This is a genomic window from Stenotrophomonas sp. (assembly GCF_032099025.1).
GTDB lineage: Bacteria > Pseudomonadota > Gammaproteobacteria > Xanthomonadales > Xanthomonadaceae > Stenotrophomonas.
Genome location: NZ_DAMCID010000010.1, coordinates 44,374 through 56,817, shown reverse-complemented (window position 1 = coordinate 56,817; position 12,444 = coordinate 44,374). Strand labels below are relative to the sequence as shown.

The following is a 12,444-nucleotide window of genomic DNA, read 5'->3' as shown; positions in this document are numbered from 1 at the left end:
ACCTACACGGCCAGCGCCAGGTCATCCAGCATCGCGCGCAGGAAGCGTGCGGCTTCGCCGCCGGTGGCGGCGCGGTGGTCGAACGTGACCGACAGCGGAATCACCTTGTGCGCTTCCACGCCGCCCATCACCGGGGTCATCTGGTGGCGGGCACGGCCGGCACCGACGATGGCCACGCACGGCGGCACCACGACCGGGGTCGCGTAGCGGCCGGCGAACATGCCGAAGTTGGACAGCGAGATGGTGTAGCCGCTGAGTTCGGACGCCGCGATCGCACGCGATTCGACCTGCTCACGCAGGCGGTTGACGCCCTCGCGGATGCCACGCGCATCGAGCACGTCGGCGTTGCGCAGGGCGGGCACGAACAGGCCGTCGTCGGTGTCCACGGCAATGCCCACGTCCACGTGCGCGTGCAGCGTACGGGTCAGCGCGTCACCGTCGAACCACGCATTCAAGGCGGGCACCTTCTGGCAGCCGACCACGATGGCACGCACCAGGCGGGCGGTGACGTCGTTGCCCGGCACCCAGGCGTGGATGTCGGCATCGTCGTTCAGCGTGGTCGGCACGACCTTGCTGTGCGCGTCGGCCATCACCCGCGCCATGTTGCGACGCACGCCCTTCAGCGGTTCCGGCTGGCCCTTGGCGACCACGCCGGGCGGCTGGGTGCGCATCGGCTTGCCAGCGGCCGACAACGGCGCCCGGGCGTCGGCGGTACGGGCCACCGGCGCAGCAGCGGCCACGGGGGCAGCGGCTGCAACAGGTGCAGCGGCAACCGCTGCCGGCGCAGCGCCGACCTTCGCGCTGCCATCGGCGGCGGCCTGCTTGACGTCGGCCATGGTCACTGCGCCATCGCTGCCGGTGGCACGCACGCGGGTGAGGTCCACGCCGAGCTTGCGCGCGGTGGCGCGCACGGCCGGTACGGCCTTCACTCCGCCCACCGCCACCGCCTGTTCGGCATGCACGGCGTTGGAGCTCTGCATCGCGCCGACCACGGTGCCGGCGTCATCGCGTTCGGCGACGGGCTTGGCGATCTCGCCGCCGTCATCGGAGGCCACGACCTTGTCCGGCTGGGCCGCGGCGGTCTGCCCGGTGCTGGGCGTCGGCGCCGGGGCGGCATGGCCGTGGCTGTGGCCGGTGTCCTGGCCATCGGCGCGCTGCGGCAGGTTCGGGTCCAGTTCGAACTGGGCCAGCACGCTGCCGGTGGGAATGATGTCGCCGGCGCCGCCGGCCAGCTTCAGTACCTTGCCGGAGAACGGCGAGGGCACTTCGACCACGGCCTTCGCGGTCTCCATCGAGACCAGCGGCTCGTCCAGCGTGATCACGTCGCCTTCCTTGACGAACCACTCGACGATGGTGGCGTCGGGCAGGCCTTCGCCGAGGTCGGGCAGGTGGAAATTCTTGTTCTCACTCATGTGCAGTTCTCTTCCAGCAGTTCGAGATCGCGGGCCGGCAGCCAACCCGTCGCGCCGTTCGCGCGTTCGGACCACCACCAGCCGCCGTGTTCATGATGCAGTTTGACCAGTTCGCCGCTGTCCACATCCAGTTCGCGGGCGTCGTAGTCGCGCAGTGCCTCTGCGCGACCCTCGTCCAACCGCTGCAACCACGCTACCGGTGCCCAGCCGGCACGCCCGTCATCGGTGCGTACCCAGGCAAACGCCGGCCATTCCTCGTCACGAACACCCAGTTCGACGATCTGGCCGGTGCGGAACCGGAGCGGGTTGGGATACTGGCTGCGGTACGGGCCTAGAAGACGGGCCCGCATGTCAGCCCGCCGCCACCGCGCGTTTGGCCGCGCTGACGATCCGGTCCACGCTTGGCAGGTACTTCATTTCCAGGCGGAACAGCGGAATGTGGGTGTCATAGCCGGTGACGCGCTCGACCGGTGCCAGCAGGTCGTACAGCGACTCCTCGGCCAGGCGTGCGGCGATCTCCGCGCCGAAGCCCGCGGTCTTGGGGGCCTCCTGCACGATCACGCAGCGGCCGGTCTTGGCCACCGATTCGGCGATGGTGGCGAAGTCGAGCGGGCGCAGCGTGGCCACGTCGATCACTTCGGCACTGATGCCTTCGCCGGCCAGCTTGTCGGCCGCTTCCAGCGCTTCCTTCACCTGCGCGCCCCAGGTCACCAGGGTCACGTCGGTGCCATCGCGCAGCACGAAGCACACGTCCAGCGGCAGGGCTTCGCCGTCATTGACGACGACTTCCTTGTACTGGCGGTAGATGCGCTTGGGCTCCATGTAGATCACCGGATCCGGCTCGCGGATCGCGGCCAGCAGAAGGCCATAGGCACGCTGCGGCGAGGACGGCAGCACTACCCGCAGGCCCGGCACGTTGGTGAAGATCGACTCGTTGGCCTCGCTGTGGTGCTCCGGGGCGCGGATGCCGCCGCCCCACGGCACGCGCAGCACCATCGGGCAGTGCAGGCGGCCACGGGTGCGGTAACGCAGGCGCGCGGCATGGCAGATGATGTGGTCGACCATCGGGTACATGAAGCCGTCGAACTGCGCTTCGGCGACCGGCTTCATGCCCTGCGCGGCCAGCCCGATGGTCAGGCCGGCAATGGTGGTTTCATCCAGCGGGGTGTCCAGGATGCGGTCGGCGCCGAAGCGCTGCTGCAGGCCGGCGGTGGCGCGGAACACGCCGCCGTTGACGCCCACGTCCTCGCCCAGCACCAGCACCGACTTGTCGTGCTCCAGCTCCCAGGCCAGCGCCTGGGTGATGGCTTCGATGAGGGTGATCGGGGTGGTGGTCATGGTTTCTTCTCCGCGCGCGATGGCGGCGCTGTCGGCGGCATTGGTCTGTGCGCTGGCCGCGCCGTTCTTGATCTCATCCATGGCGCTGCTCCAGGGCGATCGCCTGCGCACGCTGGGCCAGCAGGTCCTGCGGCGGATCGGCATACAGGAAGTCGAACATCGCCTCGACCGGCTGCACCGGGGTGTTGAGGTACAGGTTCACTTCCTCGTCCACGCGCTTGCCGCACTCGACGGTCCACGCGGCTTCTTCTTCTTCGCTCCACACGCCCGCATTGGTGAGGTACTTGCGCAGGCGCAGCATGGGCTCGCGCTGCCACGCGTCCTTCACTTCGGCGTCGTCGCGGTAGCGGCGCGCGTCGTCGGCGGTGGTGTGGTCGGACAGGCGGTAGGTCATCAGTTCCAGCACGGTACCGCCGTCGCCGGCCAGCGCGCGCTCGCGCGCCTGCAGCATGGCGGCCATCACCGCGATCAGGTCGTTGCCGTCCACCTGCAGGCAGAACAGGCCACCGGCCAGGCCCTTCTGCGCCAGCGTCTCGGCACCGGTCTGGGCCGAGCGGGGCACCGAGATGGCCCAGCCGTTGTTCACGATGCACAGGATCAGCGGGAGCTTGTAGGCACCGGCCGAGTTGAGCGCCGCATAGAAGTCGGTCTTGGAGCTGCCACCGTCGCCACAGACGGCCACGGCGATCTGCTTCTCCTGGTTGAGCTTGAACTTCAGCGCGGCACCGGCGGCATGCAGGCACTGGGTGGAAATCGGCACGCAGAACGGGAAGTCCTTGGCGGCATTGCCACCGTAGTCGTTGCCGCGCTCATCGCCGCCCCAGTACATCAGCACGTCACGCGGGCGTACGCCACGCATGAACATCGCGCCGTACTCGCGGTAGGAGGGTGCGAACACGTCGTCCTTCTGCATCGAGGCACCGATGCCCACGTGCGCGGCTTCGTGGCCCAGGCAGGCCGCGTAGGTCCCCAGCTTGCCGGTGCGCTGCAGCGCGATCGACTTGCCGTCGAACACGCGCACGAACAGCATCTGCTTGAACATCGGCAGCAGGGCGCGCGGATCGCGCAGGGCTTCAGGCAGGTCATCGCGGACGAGCGTGCCGTCCGTGTCCAGGTACTGGAGATATTCGATCTTGAACTCAGCGGCAACCGTCATTGCGTACTGCACCTTCGACAGGAAGTTACAAATGATATGAATTGCCATGTTAAGGAAGGCGTACGAAAAAGCCGTCCTGCGGCGCAGCAAGTGTCCCGGTGGACAGGCTGCCGGTATACGCCTCCGGGGCCGGAAATGCCAATACCTGCAACGTATTCAGTTGCCCCAACGGGGCATGAGCGGGTGCTGGACAGGCGGGGGTGCGACGCCGGGTCGCTGGCCGGGGCGCGCAGAAACCCGGCGCGTGCCGCCACCAGACGCCGGCGCATGGACCCGGTCGCCCGGGAGCGCATGCTCTGCGCTACCCTTTGACCCCCTCAAGCGGTCCCCGCCATGTCTGTCGACAAGAACCAACGCGACCTCGAAGCCGGTATCCACACCGACCTGGAGGGGCGCCTGACGTATGGCGGCTACCTGCGGCTGGACCAGCTGCTCTCGGCGCAGCAGCCGCTGTCCAACCCGCCGCACCACGACGAGATGCTCTTCATCATCCAGCACCAGACCTCGGAGCTGTGGCTGAAGCTGCTTGCCCATGAGCTGCGTGCGGCGATCGGGTTCCTGCAGCGCGACGAGGTCTGGCAGTGCCGCAAGGTGCTGGCGCGCAGCAAGCAGGTGCTGCGCCAGCTGACCGAGCAGTGGTCGGTGCTGGAGACCCTGACCCCGTCCGAATACATGGGCTTCCGCGACGTGCTGGGCCCGTCGTCGGGCTTCCAGTCGCTGCAGTACCGCTACATCGAGTTCCTGCTGGGCAACAAGAACGCCCAGATGCTTCAGGTGTTCTCGCACGACCCGGCCGGCCAGGCGCAGCTGCAGCAGGTGCTGGACGCGCCCAGCCTGTACGAGGAGTTCCTGCGCTACCTGGCGCGCTTTGGCCATCCCATTCCGGCCGGGTACCAGGCCCGCGACTGGCAGCTGCCGCACGTGGCCGACGACGCCCTGCACCCGGTGTTCGAGCGGATCTACCAGAACACCGACCGCTTCTGGCGCGAGTACTCGCTGTGCGAGGACCTGGTGGACCTGGAGACCGCCTTCCAGCTGTGGCGCTTCCGCCACATGCGAACGGTGATGCGGGTGATCGGCTTCAAGCGCGGTACCGGCGGCTCCAGCGGGGTGGGGTTCCTGCGCCAGGCGCTGGAGCTGACGTTCTTCCCGGAGCTGTTCCAGGTGCGCACCACGATCCGCAACGACGACCCGATGCCGCCGGACGCCTGATCCGGCGGTACGCCGGGGCTGGCCTATTCATGTTTTACCCCGGCATCCGCCTTAGGGTGCGGCAGGCCCCGCCGTTACTGCGCTGGCGGGGCAGGCGGGCAGTTTCAGATGCAAGTTCAGCGACCGTGCCGCCAGCGGCGGCCATCGGTGTGTATTTGACGTGAACGCCGTTGTTCTGGGATTCTCCCGCGTTGTCTCGCACATCGGACGTGCATGTCTTCCACCGAACCCAGGAATCCCGCATGAGCGTAGACGCCGCCGCGAAATCCGTTCCCGATCCGGCGCTGCCGGAGTTCAAGACCACGCTGGGCCATCCGCGCCCGCTGTGGATGCTGTTCATGACCGAGTTCTGGGAGCGCTTCGCGTTCTACGGGATCCGCTGGGCGCTGGTGCTGTACATCGTGGCCCAGTTCTTCGATGGCGATTCGGCCGGCCAAGCGGCCGCCAGCCGCACCTACGGCGCCTACCTGGCGCTGGTGTACGCCGCCGCCATCTTCGGTGGCTATGTCGCCGACCGGGTGCTGGGCTATCAACGCTCGATCCTGACCGGCGCGGTGATCATGGCCGCCGGCCTGTTCATGGTGGCCATGCCCAACAAGGAGGTGTTCGAATTCGGCCTGGCCACGATCATCATCGGCAACGGCCTGTTCAAGCCGAACATTTCCACCATGGTCGGCAAGCTGTACGGCCTGAAGGATGAGCGCCGCGATTCGGGCTTCACCATCTTCTACATGGGCATCAACGTCGGCGCGATGATCGCCCCGGTGCTCACCCAGTTCCTGGCCGAGAAGGTCTTCGGTACCGAGGCGATGCCGTCCTACAAGATGGTGTTCATCGCATCGGGCATCGGCATGCTGCTCAGCCTGGTGTGGTTCTACATCGGCCGCGCTGGCCTGAAGGGGATCGGTGCGCCGCCGGCCGGCGGCGAAGGCATGGGCCGCGTGGTGATGGTGTTCGTCGGTTCGCTGGTCGCCATTCCGGTTGCCTATTTCCTGCTGTCCACCGGCGCCACCGCGCTGGCCTGGATCCTCGGGGTGCTGTTCGTGGCGCTGGGCGTGCTGCTGCTGGTGGAAGGCATCCGCGAGGGCAAAGTGCAGCGCGATCGTGTGATCGCCATGCTGATCATCTTCGCCTTCAACGTGATGTTCTGGATGTTCTTCGAACAGGCCGGCAGCTCCTTCACCTTCCTGGCCGACAACATCGTCAACCGCAACCTCGGTGGCTGGACCTTCCCGACCGCGTGGTTCCAGTCGGTGAACTCGGTCGCCATCATCGCGCTGGCCCCGATCGTGGCCTGGACCTGGATCAAGCTGGGTCGTGCCAATCCGTCCATCCCGCGCAAGTTCGGCCTGGGCCTGCTGTTCAACGGCGCGGCCTTCGCACTGCTGATGCTGGCGCTGTCCTCCATGGTCGTGGACGGCAAGATCCCGTTCTGGACGCTGTTCATGGTCTACGTGATCCAGTCGGTCGGTGAGCTGTGCCTGTCGCCGATCGGCCTGTCGATGGTGACCAAGCTGGCCCCGGTGCGCCTGGTCGGCTTCGGCATGGGGGGCTGGTTCCTGTCCACCGGCATCGGCAACAACCTGTCGGGCATTTTTGCCGGCGCGGTGAGCGGCGAAAGTGGCATGACCGTCGAGTCCGCGCTGAAGGGCTACACCTTCGGCTTCTGGGCGCTGATTGGTTCGGGCGCGGTGCTGTTCCTGATCGCCCCGTTGATCAACAAGCTGATGCACGGCGTCAAGTGAGGTCGGCGATGCGCATGAAGACGTGGTGTTCCTCGATGATGGTGGCCGGCCTGTTGTGCGCCTGCTCGCCCTCCCCGGCGCCCACCGCCGCGCCTGCGCAGCCGCTGGACACCACCGAGCAGAAGCCACCGGTGGCCGATCCCGGCCAGCCGGTGGCCTCGGGCAACACCCCGGCCGCGGCGGATGTCGCTGCGGTCGCGGGGCTCAACGCGCAGTTCGACCCGGCCCGCGATCCGGTCGCGGACCTGGCCACGGCCAAGGTCGAGGCCCAGCGCGGCGGCAAGCGCATCGTGCTGGACGTGGGCGGTGAGTGGTGCTCGTGGTGCCACCTGCTGGACGCCTTCATCGAGGGCGATGCGGAGATCCGCAGCTTCCGCGATGCCAATTACGTGTGGATGAAGGTGAACTACAGCGAGGACAACGAGAACGCGGCGTTCCTGGCGCAGTTCCCGCAGATCAAGGGCTACCCGCACCTGTTCGTGCTCGACGCACAAGGCAAATTGCTGCAGTCGCAGTTCACCGGCGAGCTGGAGGCCGACAAGGGCCAGCCGAAGGGCTACAACCGCGAGCGGTTCTTCGCTTTCATGAAGGACTGGGCGCCCGCCAAGGCGCCGTGATGGAACGAAAATGCCGCGATCATCGCGGCATTTTTTTTACACCAGCTCACAGCTGCCAAACGTCTCCGTCTCCGGATGCGGGCCCGCCTCGCGCTCGAGGTGGCAGACGAACCGCAACGGTCGTCCCTCTACCTCGCCCAGCCGGTCGTAGTTGTGCTTGGCCAGGAACCAGCCCTTGTGCTCCTTGCCCTGGTATCGCAGCGTGATGCGCTGGACGATGACCGGCTCGTGCGGAATCAGGCCGGCCGTCCACGACCTGCCGGTTGCTTCGGGAAAGTGGAAACGCCCCTGCGCGTCTGTCGTCACGGTGTGGGTGCGTTTCAGGTCGCCCCAGCGCCAGTGGTAGTCCTGTTCGACCTCCACCCCCTGCACCGGTTGGCCGTTCAACAGCACCGTGCCCTGCACCTCGGAAAACAGATACAGCGTCTTCGAAAAAGCCATCGCCCATCCTGGTGTGAGAAGTCCTGCCAGCAGCAGGCAGACGCACGTGCACCGCATCCGTTTGGTGATTGCGAACATCCTGTTGCCTGCCTCCCTGGTCAAGCGGCCATGGTCGCATCATTGGCCTCGCGAGCGGAACCCGCCCCCTCAACTTCCGCGCGGCACTGCCGCTATCTCCAAGGACCTCATGCCGCGCTGTTCGTGGCGCACAACCGACGGATCGACACGCATGCAGACGGGCACCAGTGACAGTACCGCCGAAACCACCCTTGATGCACCGACGGGCGTGAGCCTGCCGCCGGTCGACGCGCTGCTGGACGACAACGGCGCGCTGGACGCCGCCAACGCGCCGGCCGCGGGCAGCATCCACTACCGTCTGCCGCTGGTGGCGGTGCCGGACAACGTGCTGCTGAAGGCGGCGGTGCAGAGGCTGGTCGAACAGAAGGCGCAGCTGGATGCGCTGGCGCGCAACCCGGCGCTGACCGGGCTGTTGCCCGCCGAGTGGCAGGGCAGTGGCAGCCGTGCGGTGGACCTGCAGTCCTTCGTGCTGGCGGTGCTGCCGTTCCTGCAGAACGCGGCCAAGGCCGAAACCGCGCCCGCGCGCCTGCCGCTGCGGCACGTGCTGGGCGACAACGGCCGCTGGGACCACAACGACGTGGCCGAACCCAAGTCGCTGGCGTTCTTCCTGGCCAGCGATGACCGCGCCAGCGCCGGAGTGAAGGACCCCGCCGAGGCGTATCTGATCGGCGCCCTCGGCCTGGCGTGGGCCCACGAGGGCCGCACCCGCCCCGGCTTCCTGCGCCACATGGGGTACGACAGCATGGCCGCCCGCGTGCACCTGCTGCCCTACCCGGAACCGGGCCAGCTGGCCTTGTACAGCGTGGTGGCGCATGGCGTCGCGCAGGTCTGGTGCGTGCTGGACCGGCGCAAGCTGCGCCCGCTGCTGGCGCCCTGGCTCAGCCTGCCGCTGCTCACCGCCTATGGCGTCGCCGCGCCCGTGGCCTGGCCGGGCTCCTACCCGCCGGTGGACGACGTGGCGCAGATGCTGGCCACGGTACGGGCCGGCAAGGGGCCGGTGGAGGTGGACCTGGTCAAGGTGGCGGCCAAGGTGGCACAGGACGCCTCCGGCGAGACCTGGATGCCGGTAAGCCTGCTCCAGGTGGGCACCTGGGCACCGCGCTGGCGCTACTTCCTGGCCACCTTCATCGCGTTGCCGGCCGCCCTGCTGGTCATCGCGGCGTTGGCCCTGCCGGGCGCGCTGGAAGCCGCTGCGGTGGCGGCGTCATTGGGGCTGGCGGCCGGTGCCATCGGCGCCCTGGCGGCACCGTGGGTGCATGCGCGTCGGAAACACCTCAGTTGAATGTGTGACGACCAACGGTCGTCACCCACCCGCAGCAGGTACCAGGCGTTGCCCGGTACGTGCTCCGCTCAGCCCTCGTCCATCTTCTGCAGGCCTTCGCCGGCCAGGCGCAGGATCAGCGTTTCCAGCAGCTGTTCCTCTTCCTCGCTGAGCACCGACATCAGCTTGCGGGTGATCTCGATCACCAGCGGGGCGATGGTCTCGTAGACCTCGAAACCGGCCGCCGACAGCGCCAGCACCGAACGGCGGCGGTCGTCGCCATGGGTTTCACGCTTGATGAAGCCGCGTTCGAGCAGTCTGGCCACGGCCCGGCTGACTGCGACCTTGTCCATGGCCGTGCGGTCGGAGACCTCGCTGGCCGAGGAGCCCGGGTACAGCGCCAGGATGGTGATCACCCGCCATTCGGGGATGGCCAGTCCGTACCGGTCGCCGTACAGCTTGGCGATGTTGCCGCTGACCCGGTTGGACAAGACGCTGAGCCGGTACGGCAGGAACTGCTCCAGATCGAGCAGGGCGTGCGACGCGCGGATGCTGTGGCTGCTGGGATCGGGCGGGCTCATGCTGCGGTGCACCTTGATGGTGGTTTCATGTGAAACTATAACCCTTCTTTCCGGACCCCGCATTCTCGCGGGTCTGCCTTCCGCCCGCACCTGGTTTTTTTCCGGGGGTGGGCCGCTTTGGAGCCATGTCATGAGCAGCCAGCCCAGCACCGCGTCGCACGCCCCCAACCCGGGCATGCAGGTCACCACCTTCGAGAACCCGATGGGAATCGATGGGTTCGAATTCGTCGAATTCGCCGCGCCGGCCGGTCGTGGCGCCGAACTGCATGCCTACTTCCGCAAGATGGGCTTCACCGCTGTGCTGCGCCACAAGCAGCGCGCGATCACTGTCTACCGCCAGGGCGACGTCAACTTCCTGGTCAACGAAGAGCCTGATTCGTTCGCGTCGGATTTCGCCGAAAAGCACGGACCGTGCGCCTGTGGCTTCGCCATCCGCTTCCAGAAGCCCGGTGACGAGGTGTTCCAGATGGCGCTGGGCAACGGCGCCGAGCCGATCGACTTCAAGCCCGAATCCAAGGCCGTGCCGGCGCCGGTCATCAAGGGCATCGGCGACTGCATGCTGTACCTGGTGGACACCTATGGCGCCAACGGCAGCATGTTCGACACCGACTATGCCCCGATTGAAGGCGTCGACCCGCGTCCGACCGGGTTCGGCCTGACCTTCATCGACCACCTGACGCACAACCTGTACTTCGGCAACATGCAGCAGTGGTCGGACTACTACGAGCGCCTGTTCAACTTCCGCGAGATCCGCTACTTCGACATCAAGGGCCTCAAGACCGGCCTGGTGTCCAAGGCGATGACCGCGCCGGACGGCATCGTGCGCATTCCGCTGAACGAATCGTCCGATCCCAAGAGTCAGATCAACGAATACCTGGATGCGTACAAGGGCGAGGGCATCCAGCACATCGCCTGCTTCACCGAAAACATCTACGACACCGTCGAGGCGATGCGTGCACAGGGCGTGGAATTCCTGGATACGCCCGATACCTACTTCGACGTGATCGACATGCGCGTGCCGGGCCACGGCGAAGACGTTGCGCGCCTGGCGAAGAACAAGATCCTGATCGATGCCGACCCGGAGACCAAGCAGCGCAAACTGCTGCAGATCTTCACCACCAACTGCATCGGGCCGATCTTCTTCGAGATCATCCAGCGCAAGGGCAACGAAGGCTTCGGCGAAGGCAACTTCACCGCGCTGTTCGAGAGCATCGAGCGCGACCAGATCAAGCGCGGCGTGCTGTAACGTCCACCACGTGCGCCGGCGTCGTCCGGCACCCTGAGAGCCAGACCATGCCCACCTCCATCGAACCCCGCGGTTACCAGACCGGCTTTGGCAACGAGTTCGCGACCGAAGCGGTTGCCGGCGCGCTGCCGGTAGGCCGCAACTCGCCGCAGCAGGTGGCGCATGGCCTGTATGCCGAGCAGTTGTCGGGCACGGCGTTCACCGCGCCGCGCGGCAGCAACCGGCGCAGCTGGGTCTACCGGATACGTCCGGCGGTGACGCATGGGGAGTTCCAGCCCTACGCGCAGCCACGGCTGCACGGCGACTTCGCGCAGGGCGCGGTGTCGCCCAACCAGCTGCGCTGGGACCCGTTGCCGCTGCCCACCGTGCCCACCGATTTCGTCGATGGGCTGTATACGATGGGGGGCAACGGTTCACCCGATGCCCATGGCGGCGTTGGCATCCATCTGTATGCGGCCACGGCGGACATGCAGGGGCGCTACTTCTACGACGCCGACGGCGAACTGCTGATCGTGCCGCAGCTGGGACGCTTGCGGCTGCTCACCGAGTTCGGTGTGATCGACATCGAGCCGCAGCAGATCGCGGTGATTCCGCGTGGCGTGCGTTTCCGCGTGGAGCTGCCCGACGGACAGGCCCGCGGGTATGTCTGCGAAAACTTCGGGGCGCTGCTCAAGCTGCCCGACCTCGGCCCGATCGGCTCCAACGGCCTGGCCAACCCGCGTGACTTCGAAACACCGCACGCGGCGTACGAGGACGTTGACGGCGCCTTCGAGCTGATCGCCAAGTTCCAGGGCCAGCTCTGGCGCGCCGACATCGACCATTCACCGCTGGATGTGGTGGCCTGGCACGGCAACTATGCGCCGTACCGCTATGACCTGCGCCGTTTCAACACCATCGGTTCGATCAGCCACGACCACCCGGATCCGTCGATCTTCCTGGTGCTGCATTCGCCCAGCGACACCCCGGGCACCAGCAACATGGACTTTGCGATCTTCCCGCCACGCTGGCTGGTGGCGCAGGATACGTTCCGGCCGCCGTGGTTCCACCGCAACATCGCCAGCGAGTTCATGGGCCTCATCCACGGCGCGTACGACGCAAAGGCCGAGGGCTTCGTGCCCGGCGGCGCATCACTGCACAACAGCATGAGTGGCCACGGCCCCGATGCGGCAACGTTCGAGAAGGCGTCGGCGGCGGACCTGAGCCGGCCCGACGTGATCAAGGACACCATGGCCTTCATGTTCGAGACCCGCGGCGTGATCCGTCCTGCCGCGCAGGCGATGGACGCCGCGCACCGCCAGCGCAGTTACCAGCACTGCTGGCAGGGGCTGAAGAAGCACTTCCGGGCCTGATGCCTCCG

General features: G+C 67.1%; 12 protein-coding genes. 6 read left to right on the top strand and 6 right to left on the bottom strand.

What is annotated here, in order from left to right; translation table 11 throughout:
- Positions 1–2: 2 nt before the first annotated feature.
- The 4 genes from RT456_RS09070 to pdhA are packed head-to-tail and all read right to left on the bottom strand — an operon-like array spanning position 3 to position 3,906.
- Positions 3–1,412 (bottom strand): dihydrolipoamide acetyltransferase family protein, encoded by a 1,410-nt coding sequence (locus RT456_RS09070; RefSeq protein WP_313345408.1) that lies wholly within the window; start codon positions 1,410–1,412, stop codon positions 3–5.
- Positions 1,409–1,762 (bottom strand): SH3 domain-containing protein, encoded by a 354-nt coding sequence (locus tag RT456_RS09065; protein ID WP_313345406.1) that lies wholly within the window; start codon positions 1,760–1,762, stop codon positions 1,409–1,411. The genes RT456_RS09070 and RT456_RS09065 overlap by 4 nt, the downstream gene beginning before the upstream one ends.
- A gap of 1 nt (position 1,763) precedes the next feature.
- Positions 1,764–2,831 carry an alpha-ketoacid dehydrogenase subunit beta gene (locus tag RT456_RS09060; RefSeq protein WP_313345403.1) on the bottom strand — a complete coding sequence of 356 codons (1,068 nt, stop codon included), beginning with the start codon at positions 2,829–2,831 and terminating at the stop codon, positions 1,764–1,766.
- Positions 2,824–3,906, bottom strand: a complete 1,083-nt coding sequence (pdhA, locus tag RT456_RS09055; protein ID WP_313345400.1) for a pyruvate dehydrogenase (acetyl-transferring) E1 component subunit alpha — start codon at positions 3,904–3,906, stop codon at positions 2,824–2,826. The genes RT456_RS09060 and pdhA overlap by 8 nt, the downstream gene beginning before the upstream one ends.
- 333 nt (positions 3,907–4,239) lie before the next feature.
- Between pdhA and RT456_RS09050 the strand changes: the two genes are divergently transcribed.
- From RT456_RS09050 to RT456_RS09040, 3 genes are all read left to right on the top strand, one after another.
- Positions 4,240–5,118: a tryptophan 2,3-dioxygenase family protein gene (locus RT456_RS09050; protein ID WP_313345398.1), complete on the top strand. Its 879-nt coding sequence runs from the start codon at positions 4,240–4,242 to the stop codon at positions 5,116–5,118.
- A 242-nt stretch (positions 5,119–5,360) separates the two neighbouring features.
- Positions 5,361–6,863 (top strand): oligopeptide:H+ symporter, encoded by a 1,503-nt coding sequence (locus RT456_RS09045; RefSeq protein ID WP_313345395.1) that lies wholly within the window; start codon positions 5,361–5,363, stop codon positions 6,861–6,863.
- Between the two features lie 8 nt (positions 6,864–6,871).
- A complete protein-coding gene (locus RT456_RS09040; protein ID WP_313345392.1) occupies positions 6,872–7,480 on the top strand; it encodes a thioredoxin family protein in 609 nt (202 codons plus the stop codon).
- Positions 7,481–7,516: 36 nt separating this feature from the next.
- Here the strand turns inward: RT456_RS09040 and RT456_RS09035 are convergent, their stop codons facing one another.
- The gene (locus RT456_RS09035; protein ID WP_313345389.1) at positions 7,517–7,921 is read right to left on the bottom strand and encodes a DUF6795 domain-containing protein; all 405 of its coding nucleotides are present in this window, start codon (positions 7,919–7,921) and stop codon (positions 7,517–7,519) included.
- Between the two features lie 229 nt (positions 7,922–8,150).
- On the opposite strand from RT456_RS09035, the gene RT456_RS09030 reads away from it, so the two are divergent.
- Positions 8,151–9,281, top strand: a complete 1,131-nt coding sequence (locus tag RT456_RS09030; RefSeq protein ID WP_313345386.1) for a hypothetical protein — start codon at positions 8,151–8,153, stop codon at positions 9,279–9,281.
- Between the two features lie 68 nt (positions 9,282–9,349).
- Here RT456_RS09030 and RT456_RS09025 read toward each other — a convergent pair whose 3' ends face one another.
- Positions 9,350–9,841, bottom strand: a complete 492-nt coding sequence (locus RT456_RS09025) for a MarR family winged helix-turn-helix transcriptional regulator (protein WP_313345383.1) — start codon at positions 9,839–9,841, stop codon at positions 9,350–9,352.
- 130 nt (positions 9,842–9,971) lie between these two features.
- Here RT456_RS09025 and hppD point away from each other — a divergent pair, with 130 nt between their 5' ends.
- Both hppD and hmgA read left to right on the top strand, forming a co-directional pair.
- Complete coding sequence (gene hppD, locus RT456_RS09020) at positions 9,972–11,087, top strand: 4-hydroxyphenylpyruvate dioxygenase (protein WP_313345380.1); 1,116 nt, start codon at positions 9,972–9,974, stop codon at positions 11,085–11,087.
- Between the two features lie 47 nt (positions 11,088–11,134).
- A complete protein-coding gene (gene hmgA / locus RT456_RS09015; protein WP_313345377.1) occupies positions 11,135–12,436 on the top strand; it encodes a homogentisate 1,2-dioxygenase in 1,302 nt (433 codons plus the stop codon).
- The last annotated feature ends 8 nt before the right edge of the window (positions 12,437–12,444 follow it).